Genomic DNA, 18,967 nt, shown 5'->3' with positions numbered 1-18,967 from the left:
CTCACAACCCATATCGTTCTATTTTCTTAATCAAGCCTTGCCGTGATAAGCCGAGTTGTTTCGCGGCTTGGGTGCGGTTGTCTTGGGTTGTGGTGAGTGCTTTTTTAATCAGGCGTATTTCCAGCGCTCGTACTTGTTCATCTAATGTGGCATCACTGTCGGGTTCTAGCATTTGCGTTGGAACTCGCGGTACCTCGTTTGAGGGGTATAACAGGTGGATATCGTCCATGGTGATGTGCCCTTCTGGGCAAATCGAGGCAACGCTTTCTAAGGAATTTTTCAGCTCTCGTACGTTGCCTGGCCAATATTGTTGGCGGAACCATTGCATGGCTTCTGTGCTTAACTGCAGGGTTTTGTCTTGCTTCTCTCTAAGATTGGCAAGGAAGGCTTGCAGTAAGACTGGCACGTCTTCTAGACGTTCGGCGAGGGACTGGGTTTCGATGTTGACGCCCTTGATTCGGTAATACAAGTCTTCGCGGAAGCTGCCATCGCGTACTTTTTCCACAAGGTCGGCGTTGGTCGCCGAGATAACGCGCACATCAATGTGTTTTTGCTCACGTCCGCCGACAGGAAAGAAGGTGCCTTCTTGTAGCACGCGTAGCATTTTTACCTGCATGGTCAGTGGCATTTCGCCGATTTCGTCCAAGAATAACGTGCCACCATTGGCCAAGCTTAATAAGCCTTCTTTGTCTTTCTCTGCCCCAGTAAACGCGCCTTTTACATAGCCAAACAGTTCGCTTTCCAGCAGTTCGTCTGGAATCGCGCCGCAATGGACTGAAATAAACGCTTCTCGTGCGCGATGACTCAGCTCATGCAGCGTTCGCGAGATGACTTCTTTCCCTGTGCCTGATGGCCCAGTGACCAGCACTCTTACATCGGTCGGGGCAATTCGCTCGATCAAGGCGCGGACTTTTTGCGCGCTTGAGGAATGACCAATATAAGCGGCGGCACCTTGGCTAGGCTGGCTGGCTTTTTTAAGCTGATTAAGCTCGCGCTCTAAGGTGGTTTTGGCGATCGCGCGGCGCACCACCACCGCCAGCATTTCTGGATCGATGGGTTTGGCGATAAAATCCCATGCGCCTAACGACACCGCTTTTAGCGCCAAATCTCGATCTGCATGCCCGGTAATAATAATCACCGGACGCCCCTCAAATTCTGCCATGGATTCCAGCGTAACTTGTGGGTCGAAATGCGGTGGCATCGACAAATCAAGCAGCACTAAATCGGCGTCAAATTCAACCATCGCCTGACGCGCTTCTTCTAGGCTGCCTGCGGTTCTTACTTGATAATCTTGGCCCGCTAGCCAGCGGCTCGCTAACTCACGAAAGGCGGGTTCGTCGTCGACTAATAGAATTTTATTTTGCGTCATTTAATGGCCTATCACTGGCGCGGTGCCAGATACTGTTGCGTCGTCAGAAGTCGACTGAGGTAAAGGGAAAGAGAGCTCAAAGGTCACTGGCCAACCGGCGTCACTGCGGTGAAAAATCCGCCCTTGATGGGCATCTAATATACGTCGCACAATGGCAAGACCAAGGCCGCTACCACCCGCTCGTTTCGTCACAAACGGCTGAAACAAAACCTCACCGGTTAATGCTTCGTCTATTTTAGGGCCATTATTATGCACCTGAATCACCACGGAATCGGCACTGACTCGCGCCTGAATGGCCAATTTTCCACCCGCTTGATTGCGTAAAAATGCCACCGCATTATCAATCAGGTTAATAAACACCTGCTGCACTCTTTGGTAATCTGCTGGCAGCTCAATGGCGTCGTCTATGTCCAACTGGCACTCGATCTCGCCAAGGTGTGATTGCGCCACAATACTCGCCACCAGCGCATGCAAAGGCACCTTGGTTTTGTGCAGAGCCAATCCGCCAGAATACACCAACATATCGCTCACCAAGCGATCCGCTCGCTTGAGCTGGGTTTGAATGTGCTGACGTGTTTCAACAGGAGCATCGTAAGCCGCCATCGAAATGATATTCAATGGGTTACGTAACTCGTGAGCGACTGCCGCCGACAAACTGCCCAATTCAACCAGATGCTGTTCGTCTAAGCGTTTGCGCTCAGCGACGGCAAGCGCCAATGAACGCTCTAACAAACCACAACTGGTGGAAAACAAGGAGCCGAATACTTCAGCGGTTAGGCGCATTCCCGGGCTGGCATCGTTCCAGCCAACCAAAACAGAATGCCAACCTTGATCAGTACGGTTCACAATAAGTGCCAAGGCACGCTCTTCTTTCAAGTTGTCTTTATGATGATGTTGAACATCTATACGTATGTTTTGTCGTATCTGTGAAGAGAGTAGGTGTTCACCAACAGAAATCAAACTGGCCCAGTCATGGGCTTCTTTTAACTGTGTCGACCAAGTATCTAATACCTGTTCGTTTAATACTGCTCCGGGGTAAATAAGGCGCGAAATAAGCCGATTAAGCGGTTGGTAGATTAACGCTGACACCACCAAGGTAAGCAGCGAATAGAGCCATAACTGCCAACTGGGCACGTTCGCCAATGCCTGCAATCCCACTCGCCCTGAAACCACACTGATCACAGAAATCAAACACAAGATCACCAGCATCATCGCCAGCCAAAGCAGAGCGCGATTGGCGAACGCATTCACCGACAAGATCTGATAGCGCACGACGGCGTACACCAACAACAGAAGATAAGTGGGCAATAACAGCATCGGATAAGGAAACCAGCTGATACCAAAGGAAGGAAACACAAAACTGGTGGCCAGTAATAACCCCCATGCACCGACGCCAAACATCGCCAAAATAGAGCGTTTTTTGTTGCCCGTATGACGATACCAACCAAACAACAATACCCCGTGGGCGAGCATGCCCATCAAGATGGTATACACCAGATTACACGCACCAGCATCGGTAAACACAAAGAAAGAACGCGTATCAAATGTTTGGCTCGCCGCACCAGCATCCACCCACCAGCTCTGGAGTACCACCGCGATACTGGTTAAATAGAACCAAGGCAGGTTTTTAGCCAAGCGCCTCAGCCAGACGTCTTTTGCCGAGCCAGAGTAGACAAACCGGATTGCAAAATGGAGGAAAAAAGTCGGCATTAAAGGGTTCGCCAAAATGATGTGGACACCCACTTGCTCATACCCCTGAAAAAGCGCCACATGACCAAAACACCAGATCGCCATCATGATGGCAAAACCAGCCAATGCCTGTAGCTCGCCTTGATTTTGCGCACGCCAAAGCAACCATGCCGCCACCAGTAAGCCACATACGCTGGAAATCAGCATAGACACTTCGAACATCAGAGAAATCGTCAAACTGTAAACCTCGTTTACACCAAAATAATGATGTAATCGTAAACCTTGTTTACACTCAATACAAAAATTAATTTTAATCTCTTAAAAATCAATAGGATAGAATATTTTAAAAGCTGGCCTCTGTTTTGCTTAGCAATAGATAAATTGATTTACATCAATACCCATGCAACTAACAAGGTACTTACCATGAATACTGCTTCTTTTATGACTGAAATCATGACGCTAGCCAGCATCTTTTGCCTAGCCATCTCTCCACTTGCCATTAAGCAGCTGTTTCTCAAGAAGTCTTGATTTAGAACACTCTTAGGCTAGGAATAGCGCGCGATATATTGGCCCTATTCCATTTCGTCTTTTGCTTTACTTAGGTATCACTATGGAACATTTTGACTCGGCGATGCTATCGCGTATTCAATTCGCTTTTACCGTCAGCTTTCATATTATTTTCCCAACCATCACGATTGGTTTAGCAACCTTGATTGCCCTTTGGGAAGCGCTCTGGCTGAAAACAGATGACCCACGTTATTTGCAGCTGGCTAAATTTTGGATCAAACCCTTTGCTATTACCTTTGGTATGGGTGTGGTCGGTGGCATCGTCATGTCTTACGAGTTTGGTACTAACTTTTCCAAATTCTCTGAAATCGCGGGACCCGTGCTTGGGCCATTACTGGCGTACGAAGTACTGACAGCCTTCTTTCTTGAAGCTGGCTTCTTGGGTGTCATGTTGTTTGGTTGGCAACGAGTCGGTCGAAAAGTCCATTTTATTTCAACACTGGTTGTGGCGATTGGCACTTGGATTTCATCGACTTGGATCATGGCGGCTAACTCATGGATGCAAACGCCGCAGGGCTATAAAATTATCGATGGCGTTTTCCATGTAGAAAGTTGGATGCAGGTGATCTTTAACCCCTCTTTCCCTATTCGTCTGACACACATGTTACTGGCTTCGCTGATCTCCGCGTCGTTATTGGTCGCTGGTGTTAGTGCGTTCTACTTATTGAAAAAGCGTCATGTGAACTTCTCTAAAAAAGGGCTTTCCATGACCATGTGGTTGTTGTTGGTGCTGACTATTTTACAAGTCAAAGTCGGCGATGAATCTGGCCTAGAAGTAAAAGAGCATCAACCAGCGAAATTAGCGGCGATGGAAGGTATCTGGGAAGCGCAAGAAAGCGAAGTGCCACTACTGCTATTCGCAATGCCAAACATGCAAACCGAAGAAAACGATTACCAACTGGGTATTCCGAATCTTGGCAGCCTAATACTGACTCACACACTGGACGGCTCGGTTACCGGTTTAAAAGCCTTTCCAAAAGAAGATCGTCCTTATGTGCCCTTGGTATTTTGGTCGTTCCGCGTGATGGTAGGACTGGGGATGGGGATGGTCGCCATCGCTCTGGCCGCCTTGGTCTTACGCCGCAAAGGCAGATTGTATGAGAATAAATGGTTCTTACGTGCGGTGACTTTCTTTACACCTATGGGTGTGGTCGCAACGCTTGCCGGTTGGTATGTTGCGGAAACAGGTCGCCAACCTTGGGTTATTTACAATTTGGTTCGCACTTCAGATGTGGTGTCACCGTTGCCTTCAGAACGTGTGCTGTTTTCGTTGACCATGTTTGTGGTGATCTACTTCCTACTGTCGCTTGTGTATCTCTACTTTATGCGCAAATTGATTCGCAAAGGGCCGCCTAAAATGGCCACATTGGAAAAACACCTTATCGGTATGAACGCGCCTGGCTATGCCTTGGCATGGGTGAAAAACTTGAAACATGAAGATCACGAGGGAGAGAAGTAATGGATTTACCTTTATTTTATTTCTTAGTACTGGGATTCTGCATCTTCATGTATGTCTGCCTTGATGGCTTTGATTTAGGCATTGGCATTTTATACCCCTGGTTTGACAAACCCGGGGAGCGCGATCATTTGATGCTGTCTATTTCACATGTTTGGGATGGTAATGAAACTTGGCTCGTCATGGGCGGTGCTCTGTTGTACGGCATCTTCCCTGCTGCGTATGCGGGATTGTTGTCTATTTTATACATTCCCCTAATGCTGATGCTGTTTTCCTTGATCTTCCGCGGCGTTGCTTTTGAATACCGTTTTAAGTCTGATCGCTCACGTCCTTACTGGGACTTTGCGTTCAGCGCAGGCTCTGCCGTCGCAGCATTCTGCCAAGGCTTGGTGTTGGGCACGGTTGTACAAGGGATTCCGGTTGGCAGTGAGGCAATTTCTAGCTTGCACTGGATCACACCTTTTACCATCTTTACCGGTTTTGCGGTGATGGCTGGCTATGCCATGTTAGGGGCGTGTTACTTGTTTATGAAATCTCGTGGTGTGATTCAAGCTCACGCAGCGAAGCTAGCAAAAGTCTTGTTGGTTCTCGTGATGATTGCAATGGCCGTCGTCAGTATATGGACAGTGTTAACTCAGCCAGACATCAAGTTACGCTGGTTCTCAGGCAGTCACTTCTTGTACTTAGCGCCCTTGCCTATCTTGTGTCTGATTGCGGCGATTGTGTCTTGGAAAGATCTGCACAGCCACCGTCACGAGTCGCGTCCATTTTGGTGTGGCGTTTTGCTTTTCTTATTAGGTTTAGCCGGCTTAGTCGTCAGCGTGTTCCCTTACTTGATCCCACGTCAATTAACCTTATGGGAAGCCGCATCGCCGACCACCAGCTTGCTGTTCTTATTACCTGGTGTGTGTATTTTTATCCCTGTTATCTGCATTTATACGCTATGGGGATACCGAGTTTTTGCCGGCAAAGTCGAAGATTATCAGGAGGGTTACTAATATGTGGAAAACACTCAAAGCCAAAGCCGATAAACTCAAACCTTGGCAATGGTTCTGCCTGCTCTACCTCGTTGGTTTTATCGGTCTTTTGCTTATTTCAAGAGTAATGAACTTAGCGGTACTGCTGTTTATTTAACGTTATAGAGCATCAATAATAAAGCGGCTTTCGGGCCGCTTTTTTCATCGCCTTTTTCCCCATTTTTGCTCAGCTTTCTTGTATAAAAGGTCAATACGGTTTAGCTTGGCTACTACAAAGTCACGTTTCTGCGGCTTTTTTATTGGAGGCACTCATGTCTGCAAAATTCTCTATTGAACTAAATTCATTTCACAAAATTTCAGCCATTCCCAATGCTTGGAGTCGTTCACAATACCTCACACTTATGACGCTAATGGAATTGGACGATGGCTTAGAAGAGTTAACCGATGCCGATCTTAAAGACATGTGTCTTATGTCTTTAAGCGATTTACCTCACGCCGACGCGGCCAATGTTGTGTTAACGTCACTTTTTTCTGACGATTTAACCGCCGGTAAAATCGATCAGCTGAGCCATGAAATGGCCGATGATAGATTGTGGGAAGAATACTCAGACTGCCAATTCCATGAGCGCTTTTTTAATGCCTATGGCTTACTACGTAGCGCGTTTAATGGCACCTTTGCACAACCGACTGGTGTCGATTTCACCATCACTGTCCATGCTAAAAATGCCGTCGACCTTGAACAGCTTGATAGCGATCTCGCCGCCAACTTGGTGCGTTTATTGTCATGCGGACTGGATGAAAATGGCTTAATGCAACGCCTTTATGAAGAACAACTCAATGGCGATGATTTTCCACAAGCTTCTGGCATTCTTTGGCAAATAGAAACACTTGCTAGCGAGCCGCTTGAACGCCAATTTAAGATGATCAGTTCCTCTTTTTGGTTTGGCGTTTTGGAGAATTACGAGTCCTTTGACGCGGCGCTTCGACCTCAAAGCTAACCACTTTCCCTGTGAGCAATGCTAGTCATACTGCTAAGCCGCTTTTGTGACGCTCGCTGTCGGCATTGCTCCCCTCTATGCGCTCTTGTTTACATGCTTCGTTTGAATACTCTCATTTGAATAGAAGGCCACGTACCATGAGCAATATTTGTTTTTCCTCACCACCATCGCGCGTTAATATGGTGTCGTTAGATCCCCTCAATAATAAGACTAGGATTGCTTACAATGAAATTAGAATCTCTTGCGCTTCATCATGGTTATACCTCTGAAGAAACCACCAAAGCCGCCGCTGTTCCCATTTACCAGACAACGTCTTACACCTTTGACGATACACAGCATGGGGCAGATCTTTTTGACCTAAAAGTAGCGGGCAACATTTACACCCGCATCATGAATCCAACCACCGATGTATTAGAACAGCGCGTATCGGCGATGGAAGGTGGCATTGCAGGTTTGGCGGTCGCTTCCGGTATGTCAGCGATTACCTATGCGATTGAGTGTATTTGTGAAGTAGGCTCTAACATCATTAGCACCAGTCAGCTTTACGGCGGCACTTATAATTTATTTGCCCATAGCTTCCCGCGTCGCGGTATTGAAGCACGCATGATTTCTGCAGACGACTTTGCAGGTTTTGAAGCCGCTATTGACGAAAATACTCGCGCTATCTTTTGTGAGTCCATTGGCAACCCAGCGGGCAATATTGTCGACATCGAAGCGCTGGCAGCCATCGCCAACAAACACGGCATTCCACTGATTGTGGATAACACAGTGGCGACGCCATTTTTGTGTCGTCCTTTCGAGTTAGGCGCTCACATTGTGGTGCATTCCCTAACCAAATACATTGCAGGTCACGGTACTACCGTCGGCGGCATGATTGTCGACTCTGGTAAATTCGATTGGGTCGCCAACAAAAAACGCTTCCCAATGATGAACGAGCCAGATCCTTCATACCACAACGTGGTTTACACCGAAGCATTAGGTGCCGCGGCATACATAGGTCGTTGTCGAGTGGTACCACTGCGTAACACCGGCTCGGCTCTGTCTCCACACAGCGCCTTCTTAATCATGCAAGGTTTAGAAACATTGGGTTTACGTATGGAGCGTCATTGCTCTAATGCTGAAAAATTAGCCGCCTACTTACAGAGTCACGAGAAGGTAAACTGGGTCAATTACGCCGCGCTTCCAGACAGCCCATACAATGCCCTAAGCCAGCGTATCACCAGCGGTAAAGCCTCTGGCGTATTAAGCTTCGGCGTAAAAGGTGGTTTAGTCGCAGGCACACAGTTCATCGATGCCTTAAAAATGGTGTTGCGCTTAGTCAACATTGGCGATGCAAAATCCCTTGCGTGTCATCCAGCCACGACAACACACCGCCAATTAAATGAAGAAGAGTTAGCCAAAGCCGGTGTCAGCACCGACCTAATTCGCATCTCGGTTGGTATTGAAAACATTGAAGACATTATTGCCGATATCAGCCAAGCGTTGGATGCGGTCACAGTTTAATTTCGTTCGATGTGATCAGAGAATATAACAATGAATACAAGGGCTTACTGATAAGTAGCCCTTTTTTCTGTTTATCATCTCGCCTGTATCTTTGATTCTTTGCTCATCTGCACATTGGCGCTTGTCGGTAAACAACGTAAGCTAACCAATCTAGCCACCTTAACGTCAAGGAATATGAAATGACCCGTAGGGATATGTTGATCGCGCTCGCCATTATTATTGCATGGGGGCTGAATTTCGTTGTCATTCGTTGGGGGTTAGATGCTCTACCACCCATGATGTTGGGCGGTTTGCGCTTCTTAATGGTGGCGGTCATTGGCTCACTGTTTTTCAAGCGTCCAAAAACCCCGATTAAATGGTGGTTTTTATATGCCCTACCTATCAGCTTTGGCCAATTTGCCTTTTTGTTTAGTGCGATGCAATTCGGAATGCCAGCGGGATTAGCCTCTCTTGTTTTGCAATCTCAGGCAATTTTTACCCTATTATTTGCAGTTGTGTTCTTAAAAGAGGGAGTTCGCCCTTATCAGCTTATTGCCATCGCCATTGCCGCCGGTGGATTAGCCACCATTGCTCTTGAGAATGATAACTCCAGTATGACCCTGATTGGCTTTGGCTTAACCTTGGTGGCCGCTACTTGCTGGGCACTCGGTAATATCAGCACCAAGGTCATCAGTAAAAAAGGCTATCACGCCAACGTTAATTTGGTGATTTGGAGTTGCTGGATACCTCCTCTGCCTTTCTTTGTTGCTTCTTGGTTTATCGATGGGCCAGATGTCATGCTACAAAGTCTGTACGCCATCAGCTGGGGCACCATAGCCACCCTCGCTTACTTATCCATGTTTGCCACTGTGGCTGGTTATGGATTGTGGAGCTATCTGATGTCGCGCTACCCTGCGGCTACCATTGCACCGCTAACACTCGGCGTACCTGTCGTTGGCCTCACCACGGCGGCGATTTTACTCTCAGAATATGTCAGCCCGCTGCAATGGGTCGGCATTCTACTCGTCTTGTTAGGGCTGGTGCTAAACACCTTAGGTGGACGCTTACTGGCACGTAGAACCAGTAAGCAAAACATCGTTTAAACGCCACTCTGAATCAGTCTTTTTCTTTGTGTTGCGCGTCTATCTTGTCAGCTAGGCGCGCAACTTGCTGCTGCAGTTCGCTGATCTGAGTCACCAAGGCTTGATGGTTATTTTCTTGAGCATCGTGTTCTTTTTCGGCCGTTTCTCTTGTCATCACATCCAGCACCACACCCACCATCATGTTCAAGAAGACAAACGCCGTCAAAAAGATAAACACCACGTAGAAGATCCAGCTCAACGGATACACCGCCATTGTCTCGTACATGACGTCTGTCCAATCTTCGAACGTCGCAACGCGAAACAACGTCAGCATGGAAATGGCGATGTCACCCCATAATGTTTCGTTTATATCCTCAAAGAAGATCGAGCCTACTGCCGCAAAAATATAGAAGATAATAAACATCAACAGGGCAATGTAGCCCATTTTAGGAATGGCTTTGATCAAGGCGTTAATCAAAAAACGCAGATCAGGGATAATAGAAACCAAACGCAGAACGCGGAAGACCCTAAGCAAGCGCGCCACAAGCACCATGTCGGTCTCGGACATAGGAATCAAACTACCGACAACAATGATGGTATCGAAGATATTCCAAGGGTCTTTGAAAAAGCGCCACTTATCTTCACACGCAAAAAAGCGCAAGCTCACTTCGACTAAAAAGAAGGCGGTGATAAAGGTATCTAGGTAATTAATCGCCAGCTCGACACCGGAGGGTAAAGAGTAGGTTTTCGCTCCTACCGTCAGCGCAGCAATAATAATGATGCTGATAATAAAACCCTGAAACCAAACGCTTTTTTCAACACGTTTTATCAGTGCGAAGGCATTTCCTGAACGACTCATTTCCATTAAATTTTCTGCCTAAATAAACTCACAAGAACCCAACATGAAAGACCGTCAAGTCGTTGCTTAGTTCATCATACCAACCGAAAATAATCGTTTTTATTACAGGTCATCAGAGAAATAATTAAGTCCGTTTTATGCGAACTACTTTCATGATTTCGATAGGAATACCGGCAACCATTTCTTGGCTTGGATAATAGGTTAGATTGACACGAGCGCCACGCAATGTGCGATATTTGCCTTGGCGTTTGAAACGAAAAGGAACGTCGTAGCCTTCGATCATTAAGGTATGCAGAATCCAATCGTCTTGGGCACGCTGGACATGTGATTTGACTTTGAGCACATCCGATTGAATCAGCTCATTGTTTTTCTTTAATAACGCTTTCGGGTCAGACTGCATAGCACACTCTCTATTCTGAAGGTCGAGAGAGAGTGATTATGACACAAAATGCTAAGCAGCTAAAATTATTGATTGTTTTTTGTTCGATTTTAAACGCCTTTCTTTTCTTCTAATTGATCCATTAACTTACTCATATTGCGAGCGGCTTTTTCATCAATAAAGCGAATAACTGGCTTTTGCAAAATCAAACTATTCGGATAAGTAACCACATCCCCAGATAAACGTTTTATGATTACATGAAAGCTCGATATATCAACAATCTGGCCTAAAATCTCCTCGTCTTTATCCACTACCTTCACCCAATCACCGACATGATAAGGAAAGCCGAAGAAAATAATCAGGCTCGCGGTAATGTTGCTGAGAATCGACCATTGGGCAAACAACGCAATGCCCACCACCGCAAATACAGAAGAAAAGAAAACTTCAAATTGTCCGTAGCCCACTCCCATGATTAAACACGCAAGCAGCACACAAATAGCAATAAGACCCAGTTGTAGCATCTTGGTGACATAGCTAACGCGAATATCGCTGACCGCCTTTCTCTGACCAAACAAGGCAATGCTATCTTTTATAATACGGTTAACAATAACAAAACCAACGATGAGTAATACAACCAATCCAATCTGTAATATCATTTTTTTCTCTTAATGTTATTTATCATTTTTCTCGTCTATGCATCTTATTTTATAGCACGTAAAACAAAACACCGGGCACAATGGCCAAACTCATTAAATTGCCAATCAGTACTATTGAAGCCACTTTATGAGGTTCTTGCTGAAAAACCTCAGCGACCATGTAATTCAACACCGCTGGCGGCAAACAAGCGAATATCAATAAATAGATAAAGTTTTCGGCAGAAAGTCCAACGGTTAACTGCCAGATAATGGCAATAATAATGCCACTCAAAGGACATAAGAAGCCACTGATCACCCCTAGTTTCCAATGACTTAAATCTACTTCTGTCATGCGCACACCCAGTGCAAACAACATCAGAGGTATGGAAATTTGACCAAGCATATCTACCGATACACCAATGGCAGGCACCGGCGTCCAGCCTTGTAAACTCCAAATTAAACCCAGAATAGTGGCGATGATCATGGGCATTTTTAAAATATTTCTAAGCTTCGTTTTAGAGTCCAACAAATACATGCCGACGGTAAAATGCAGTAAATTCTCAGTTAAAAATAATACCACGGCAATCGGTAAAGCTTTTTCACCAAAGGCTAAGACCAATAATGGAATGCCTAAGTTTCCGCTGTTATTAAACATCATAGGTGGAACTAGGGTTTTCGCTGATACGCCAAGTAAACGGCATAGCGGCCATACTAATAACCCCGACCCGAGCACTACTACGGCGGCCGCAATGATAAGACCTTGATATTGTGCAATATGGAATTCTTTTGTCGCCATTACCGAGAAAATCAACGCCGGAATAAATACACTCATATTGATTCGGTTTGCTACCGTCATATCGGTAGGGCGAATACGAGCGTATAAAAAACCAACCAGAACAATACTCACCAGCGGAAAAACAGTATTAAGAATCTGTAAGAATAATTCTGACGTATCCATATGCCAACTCTAGATTAAAAAGGACTCTAGCTTACCTTTGTTACAGAAAAACACCAATATTTTACGAAGATGCTAAGCTTAAGAATTCGCCACCTAATACTGATATTAATATGAACAATAATCACATTCACCTTGCCTTCTCTGATGAAAAGCAGAGCCTATCGACGACACAGGACGAGACGGTTTTGCAGACGTTAATAAGGCACAATATCCCGATTAAACACGCCTGTACTAATGGTGTCTGCGGTGTTTGTCTAACGCCATTGCTCGATGGCAAGATCGACTATGGGCCACAACAGCCAAGAGGCTTAAATCAAAAAGAATTAGCCAATGGCTACTTTTTACCCTGTATCGCACGTTGTCAGTCCGACATAACCATCGCTGAGCCCAAAGTGAAGGTTCGATAACAAGTCAAAAACAAGTATCATGAGAGGAGTCATTTTACGAGCTATGCTATGTCCCCTTCATTGCCAATTTACGATTTAATTCCTGCCTTAAAAGCCCAGCTGAATAACGCCCATGAGGCCATTCTTGAAGCGGCACCCGGCGCAGGTAAAACCACGGTAGTGCCACTGGAATTAATGAATGAAGCATGGCGTAAGGGTCGCAAGATCCTGATGTTAGAGCCTCGTCGTTTGGCCGCCAAAACCGCTGCAAAGCGCCTCACCGACTCATTACAAGAGCCATTGGGCAAGCGCATCGGCTATCGTATCCGTCATGAAGGAAAAGAAAGCAACGAGACACAAGTATTGGTCGTTACCGAAGGCGTGCTGACTCGTATGCTGCAAGACGACCCTAGCTTAGACAATGTCGCTCTGGTAATTTTTGATGAGTTTCACGAGCGAAACCTACATTCTGATTTGGCGTTTGCACTGTGCTTGCAAGCCCGTGAACTCTACCGTGACGAGGACCCACTCAAGCTATTAGTCATGTCCGCCACGCTAGACACCGCATTATTAGAGTCTCGTCTGGGCTGCCCTACTCTGACCAGCCACGGCCGCGGCTTTCCAATCGACACACTCTATAGCAATAAATCCTTAAAAACCGCCGAGGTAGTGGACGAAGTCGTTCGCCTGACCTATCAAGCCTATCGCGAACACACTGGCAGCTTGTTGGTCTTTCTACCGGGGCAGAAAGAGATCCGCCAAGCAGCCACTCAATTACAGCAGCGATTAGGCAACGACCCCGAGGCTAAAATTCGTCCGCTCTATGGAGAGTTAAGCCTAAAAGAACAAGAAGCTGTCATCCAGCCAGCGATGGCTCCAGAACGGAAAATCGTCTTAGCCACCGCCATCGCTCAAACGAGCTTAACCATTGATGGTATTCGCATTGTGATCGACAGTGGTTTGAGCCGAGAAGCTCGCTTTGATGCCAATACCGCCACCACCCGCCTACACACGCGTCGTGCGACGCAAGCAGAAACCACGCAACGTATGGGCCGTGCGGGGCGAACCGAAGCGGGAATCTGTTTGCGGTGGTGGAGCGAAGAACAACAGTCCCGTTTGGCACCACAGGCACAACCTCAAATAGAATGCGTAGACCTGAGCCCACTGACGTTAGAAGTCGCCAAATGGGGAGCACAAAACCGCTTGGAGCTAGACTGGGTAACGCCACCGCCAGAGAGCCATTGGCAGCAATCAGTAGACTTGTTGCGCTCATTAGATGCCCTAAATACTGACACCTTTGAGCTGACCGATCATGGTCAAAATATGGCCCAACTCGGTTTAGACCCACGTTTGGCGCAATTGCTTATTTTAGGGAAGCAATGGCAACACAGTGAATTAGCGTGCCAAGCCTGCGCGCTTTTATCCGAAGGTGACCCTTTCTCGCAACACTCAAGTGATTTCGAGAGCCGCCTAGATTGGTTGAATCACCAGATAATCATGTCTAGCCGCCGCCCTAAAGCGGTCTACCAACATTCTGTTAAACAATGGTTAGCTCGCAGTCAAAAATTAGCATTAGAGGCTCGATCAATCAGCGCAGAAGAAAGCTCTGTGTTGGGGTTGTTACTGGCTGGCGCGTTTGCAGATCGCATTGGTAAGCGTCTCGATCAACAGGCCGATAAGGTTCGTTTCAAATTGGCAAATGGTCGTATCGCGACACTAGACAAACACGATACCAACGCGCAATCAGATTGGCTTGTAGCGCTCGATATTGGCGGCCATCAAGGCCAAGAAGCAGATCGTATCTTTCTCTCACAACCGCTTGATATTCAAGCCGCTGAAAAGACATTCCCTCACCTGTTTCTCACTCGAGACCATCTTGAGTGGTCGAAACAAGAAGGACGCTTGATCAGCGAGCAACAAACTTGGATTGGTAAACTCTGCATACAACGAAAAAAAACCAAACAACTTGCCCCAGAAAAAGTCCGAGACGCCATGCTCGAACACATTCGCAAATCAGGGTTGAACGCATTACCTTGGGAGAAAGACAGCCTTCAGTTTAAAGCACGTTTGCAGTTTGCGGCGCAACATGACAAACAACATCCGTGGCCAGATATGAGTGATGATGGTTTATTCTCTCACTTAGCGGATTGGTTGGGGCCTTATTTGGGCAACGTCACCACACAGGCCACACTAAACAAACTTGCACTCAAACAGATATTGCTCGACAGCCTTGCTTGGCCGCTACAAAAACGACTCGCCGATGCGGTGCCCGAAAGGCTATCAGTTGCTTCTGGTAACAACCACGCAATCGATTACACCAATAAGCCGCCGACGTTAAGTGTGAAGCTGCAAGAAGTTTTCGGTATGAGTCAATCTCCAGCGGTGCTCGGACAAAGCCTAAAATTAGAACTGCTATCACCAGCGCAAAGGCCTTTGGCTGTTACCTTAGATCTGCCTTTTTTTTGGCGCGAAGCTTATCCAGAAGTAAAAAAAGAAATGCGTGGTCGATACCCAAAACACCCGTGGCCTGATGACCCAATGAGCGCACAAGCGACCGCAAAAACGAAGCGAGCACTAGGCCAATAGCCTCCTCCTTCATTCTAATGTTGTTAACTCTGCCAAGGCCTGATCAGTAATAGCTCGACTAAAAGCCGTGTTTTTCACATGATCAGGACTCCACCCCAAAAGAAAGCGATGGAAGTCCGCCCAGGCTGTGGCAAACAACGACTGCCATTCATCAATCACTGCCGTTGCCAGATACTGCGACTCCCCTCGTGCCACAATAGCTTGCCCTAACTCGGCAAAGTAATGCTCTAATAAGTAGGGTAACGACGCCGCTAAGTCTTCTTCCGACAATGCGCTACCAAGAAAATAAGCGACGTCTTGCACACCAATTCCTGCGCCAACATATTGAAAATCCACTGCGGCAACTTGTCGTCCATCCTCAGAGAAACAGAAATTCGCAACTTTAGCATCGCCATGAACTAAAGTCTGGTACTGCGCTTTTAGTAAGCGTTCACTTATTCTACTTGCCTCTGTTTTCAATGGACCTTCTGCCATTGCTTGCCATTCACTTTTTCGCGTAGCCAAGTGCCAATAAGTTCCAATCGGCCACAGTTCCTGTGGCCAGCTTGACAGTGCAGCACCTTGTCGCTCCATGGGGCGCAAGAATTCACCGTGAAAGTTTGCGAGCCAATTAAGGCACACCAAACAGTCCTCGACCGATAAGCGTGCATGTCGCTCCGCAAGACCTACGCTGTCTAAATCTTCCAACAACAGGTATTGATCTCCCGTTTCTTCATTTAAGTACACGCCATAACACTCAGCAACACGACTCTCATCAGAGCATCGAACGGCCCACCCCTGATACCAAGCCGCTTCCACATGATACGACCGAACCTTTCTTTGATGTGCAAATTCAGAATGCCAACCGCGTACATGGGTGACATTTTCTGGTAAGTGTATCTGCTTCAGAATGACGCTTTTAGACTCGTTATCCATTTGCACTTGGTATTTTGCTATCTCTCCATAGCCGCTCCACAAAGACTGAACCCTTGCCAAATACTGAACTTGGTTTGCGTTCAACTGTCTCTTAATGAATATTTCTGGAATCATTGGTATTCTCTGTGCAAATAAAATGCAAATTGCTGACAATAAACTGATAAAATGCCATTAATTTGTACGTAACTATGTAGTGTAATGCTTTTAAACAATGAAGAGAGCAGTCTTCATTTAACCTAGTCTGTCTGGATAATTTTGCATGGAACCCCATAACAAACTTTCGAATAAAGAACTTTTTAACATCGGTGTAAGGCTGGTCAAATTTGCCTGGGTTGTTGAAATTCTAGCAGTAAGCATCGGTTTTTTGATTTCTATCATCGTCTCTTTCTCGGTGTATACCGAACTCAACAAAACAGATCGAGAACTTAATTTTGGTGACTATAGCAGCATCCTAGTTGCCGCCCTGCCTTTTGTATTAGTTGCCGTTGTTGAAGCCGCTAAGATACCAGTCGCAACGGCTATGATGTATGCAAAGCACCTTTCTTGGAGGATTCTATTTTTTATCGGGCTTATCCTTCTTGCAACCATAACCTTTGAAACAATGTTGAATGGCTTCGAACGTAACTTTTCCGGATTAAATATCATTATTGATGATAGGAAAAATGAAGCATTGTTATTACAGGATAAAATTGATGTGCTAGATCGCAGGAAAGCAGATATTAATATTATTCATCCAGAACAAGTTGATGAAAACTATCAATCTAATATCCGCAAAGCCAATGACGCATACTACAATATTTTAGCAAGAGAACGCTCTCATATTAATACTCAGATAGCCAAATTGGGATCTGATAATTCAGCAATCCAGCAATACCAAGAAGAAATTACAGTTTTAAATCAAAAAGAAAGAAGTATTTATAGTGCTTGGGACAAAGAACGTGATGTATTACAACAACGTTTGCGAGGACTCCTCAATAGCTATGTTAGCGGCTCAGAAGAAGATAAAGCAAAACTACAGACAGAGCTAAACCAGCTAAAAGCAGAAATGAAACAAAAAATGGATGACGCTAACTTTTTCACTCGTTCTCAAGTGGAAAATAAATACCGAAAATTAATTTCTGAAAAAGAAGACCGACTTTACACCGTGTCTGACCGAACTATTGGCGACGACGCCCTTGCAAAGCAAACTCAGAGTGAACAGCAGCTACAAGATCAGCTACAGGTATTAGGTCGTGACTATCAAAAACGCATTGACCTTGGTCGAGAGCGTATTGCGTATCTAGAAAACCAGATTTTAGATCAGACACAAGATATCGAAGATAAACGCTCTTCTTTTCAAAACAACTACGCAAGAGTCCTACAGCTTGCCGGTCAAAACCGTAGCGCAACCACGACAAGGTCAGCACAAGAAAAGGATAAACAACTTGCTCAATATGATCTAATACAAGTTGAAGTAAAGGCTATTGATAACGATATATATGGCATTCAGCAACAACAGAGCATTATCAAGCATGACATCAACCGTTTAGTAAACTCTAATCAAATCTATCGTCTCGCTGCCTATATCAGCGACAAAGAACAAGCCATTGAAGTACCTAAATCCACAGTTGGCTTAGTCGCCTTAATTTGGTTTGCTTCTCTTGCCTTCATTAGTGCAGTAACAGGGGTATTCCTCGCCATTGCCGGTATCTACATGCAACGTATTTACGCAAAAGACGACGAGAATTTAGTCCATCAAGAACCATCTTAAGTACTCTGTTAAACACTAGAAATTATACGAAATGGCTTCACTTCAAAAAGTGAGGCCATTTTTTACCTCATAACCCCAAATATCAGTGGATAAGCACCCAAGTTATTAACAATGAAAAACTCTATTCTCGCCTGTGCATAGAAATCTCTCGATCAGCAACCTAATTACACTCAAGACAACCCACAAAACTCACTCTACTAACAAGTTTAGTGGCATAGCCGTTAAACATTGAATCATGCGGTTAGTTGAATACTGTGTATTTGGTTTTGAGCATTTGATGCAGGCCGTATCTTTTTATAGAGCTGCTGACGCATCGAGAAACGGTTCTTTAGAAAGTGATGGCGCAAGCAAGTGGAAGATAAGAAGCGACCTTGGCACTAAGCACGAGAGCGTTTGGCGCTAACGAGCTCTGCGGTTACGACGAGGGTCAGAGCCCTTAAACAGCAAGTAATGAGGTTGGTTGGGCTCTATGAGACTGTTTAAGGGGTCTGACCCTGCTCATCTGTTATAGGTATTTGATGTTAGAGGTTCTTGTTTTACATTTGTGCTGACGCGTCGAGGTACGAGACAGGCGCAAGCAAATGGAAGAACAAGAAACGTCCGATACTCTACATAAGCACTGCTTTCAGAGCGACAAGCCCCAAAAAACACCCCCTCCAGCTCCCCCTTGGCAGGGGGAGGGCTAGATCGAGCCCTGTGTTTTTCCCGACTTATTTCAGACAAAAAAAAGCCCTGACAGCGTTCGCTATCAGGGCTTTCTTAATTATAAGCTTGACGACGACCTACTCTCACATGGGATCCCCCACACTACCATCGGCGATGACGCTTTTCACTTCTGAGTTCGGGATGGGATCAGGTGGTTCAACGTCTCTATGATCG

Annotated in this window: 16 protein-coding genes and 1 rRNA gene; 9 read left to right on the top strand and 8 right to left on the bottom strand. The window is 45.9% G+C overall.

Annotated features, from left to right (window positions below; genetic code table 11):
• Nucleotide 1 precedes the first annotated feature (1 nt).
• Both V6259_RS17395 and V6259_RS17390 read right to left on the bottom strand, forming a co-directional pair.
• Nucleotides 2-1,369, bottom strand: coding sequence for a sigma-54-dependent transcriptional regulator (locus V6259_RS17395; RefSeq protein WP_341585603.1), 1,368 nt, complete (start codon nt 1,367-1,369; stop codon nt 2-4).
• The gene (locus V6259_RS17390; RefSeq protein WP_341585602.1) at nt 1,370-3,295 is read right to left on the bottom strand and encodes a sensor histidine kinase; all 1,926 of its coding nucleotides are present in this window, start codon (nt 3,293-3,295) and stop codon (nt 1,370-1,372) included. It lies immediately after the preceding gene.
• A gap of 373 nt (nt 3,296-3,668) precedes the next feature.
• On the opposite strand from V6259_RS17390, the gene V6259_RS17385 reads away from it, so the two are divergent.
• From V6259_RS17385 to V6259_RS17360, 6 genes are all read left to right on the top strand, one after another.
• Nucleotides 3,669-5,084, top strand: a complete 1,416-nt coding sequence (locus tag V6259_RS17385; protein WP_341585601.1) for a cytochrome ubiquinol oxidase subunit I — start codon at nt 3,669-3,671, stop codon at nt 5,082-5,084.
• The gene (cydB, locus tag V6259_RS17380) at nt 5,084-6,079 is read left to right on the top strand and encodes a cytochrome d ubiquinol oxidase subunit II (RefSeq protein ID WP_341585600.1); all 996 of its coding nucleotides are present in this window, start codon (nt 5,084-5,086) and stop codon (nt 6,077-6,079) included. Before V6259_RS17385 ends, cydB begins: the two co-directional genes overlap by 1 nt.
• A 1-nt stretch (nt 6,080) precedes the next feature.
• Nucleotides 6,081-6,215, top strand: coding sequence for a hypothetical protein (locus tag V6259_RS17375; RefSeq protein ID WP_281272050.1), 135 nt, complete (start codon nt 6,081-6,083; stop codon nt 6,213-6,215).
• Nucleotides 6,216-6,369: 154 nt separating this feature from the next.
• On the top strand, nt 6,370-7,056 hold the full coding sequence (locus V6259_RS17370; protein WP_341585599.1) for a hypothetical protein: 687 nt from the start codon (nt 6,370-6,372) through the stop codon (nt 7,054-7,056).
• A gap of 225 nt (nt 7,057-7,281) precedes the next feature.
• On the top strand, nt 7,282-8,559 hold the full coding sequence (locus V6259_RS17365) for an O-acetylhomoserine aminocarboxypropyltransferase/cysteine synthase family protein (RefSeq protein ID WP_341585598.1): 1,278 nt from the start codon (nt 7,282-7,284) through the stop codon (nt 8,557-8,559).
• A gap of 179 nt (nt 8,560-8,738) precedes the next feature.
• Nucleotides 8,739-9,641, top strand: a complete 903-nt coding sequence (locus tag V6259_RS17360; protein ID WP_341585597.1) for an EamA family transporter — start codon at nt 8,739-8,741, stop codon at nt 9,639-9,641.
• Between the two features lie 13 nt (nt 9,642-9,654).
• Here the strand turns inward: V6259_RS17360 and V6259_RS17355 are convergent, their stop codons facing one another.
• The 4 genes from V6259_RS17355 to V6259_RS17340 all read right to left on the bottom strand — a co-directional run bounded on the left by V6259_RS17355 (nt 9,655) and on the right by V6259_RS17340 (nt 12,451).
• The gene (locus V6259_RS17355; RefSeq protein WP_341585596.1) at nt 9,655-10,485 is read right to left on the bottom strand and encodes an ion transporter; all 831 of its coding nucleotides are present in this window, start codon (nt 10,483-10,485) and stop codon (nt 9,655-9,657) included.
• A 118-nt stretch (nt 10,486-10,603) separates the two neighbouring features.
• Nucleotides 10,604-10,879 (bottom strand): hypothetical protein, encoded by a 276-nt coding sequence (locus tag V6259_RS17350; protein ID WP_133013099.1) that lies wholly within the window; start codon nt 10,877-10,879, stop codon nt 10,604-10,606.
• An 89-nt stretch (nt 10,880-10,968) separates the two neighbouring features.
• Complete coding sequence (locus V6259_RS17345; RefSeq protein WP_341585595.1) at nt 10,969-11,514, bottom strand: mechanosensitive ion channel domain-containing protein; 546 nt, start codon at nt 11,512-11,514, stop codon at nt 10,969-10,971.
• A 49-nt stretch (nt 11,515-11,563) separates the two neighbouring features.
• A complete protein-coding gene (locus V6259_RS17340; protein ID WP_341585594.1) occupies nt 11,564-12,451 on the bottom strand; it encodes an AEC family transporter in 888 nt (295 codons plus the stop codon).
• A 110-nt stretch (nt 12,452-12,561) separates the two neighbouring features.
• On the opposite strand from V6259_RS17340, the gene V6259_RS17335 reads away from it, so the two are divergent.
• Nucleotides 12,562-12,858 (top strand): 2Fe-2S iron-sulfur cluster-binding protein, encoded by a 297-nt coding sequence (locus tag V6259_RS17335; protein WP_341585593.1) that lies wholly within the window; start codon nt 12,562-12,564, stop codon nt 12,856-12,858.
• A 48-nt stretch (nt 12,859-12,906) separates the two neighbouring features.
• Nucleotides 12,907-15,423: an ATP-dependent helicase HrpB gene (gene hrpB, locus V6259_RS17330; RefSeq protein WP_341585592.1), complete on the top strand. Its 2,517-nt coding sequence runs from the start codon at nt 12,907-12,909 to the stop codon at nt 15,421-15,423.
• Between the two features lie 9 nt (nt 15,424-15,432).
• On the opposite strand, the gene V6259_RS17325 is transcribed toward hrpB, so the two are convergent.
• Nucleotides 15,433-16,452, bottom strand: coding sequence for a phosphotransferase (locus V6259_RS17325; RefSeq protein WP_341585591.1), 1,020 nt, complete (start codon nt 16,450-16,452; stop codon nt 15,433-15,435).
• 145 nt (nt 16,453-16,597) lie between these two features.
• On the opposite strand from V6259_RS17325, the gene V6259_RS17320 reads away from it, so the two are divergent.
• Complete coding sequence (locus tag V6259_RS17320) at nt 16,598-18,088, top strand: hypothetical protein (protein WP_133013093.1); 1,491 nt, start codon at nt 16,598-16,600, stop codon at nt 18,086-18,088.
• A gap of 769 nt (nt 18,089-18,857) precedes the next feature.
• Here V6259_RS17320 and rrf read toward each other — a convergent pair.
• A 5S ribosomal RNA gene (rrf, locus tag V6259_RS17315) occupies nt 18,858-18,967 on the bottom strand; the annotation flags it as partial.

Source organism: Marinomonas sp. TI.3.20 (assembly GCF_038155025.1).
GTDB lineage: Bacteria > Pseudomonadota > Gammaproteobacteria > Pseudomonadales > Marinomonadaceae > Marinomonas > Marinomonas flavescens.
Note: the sequence above shows the minus strand (reverse complement) of the source record. Positions and strands in the feature narration are given on the sequence as shown.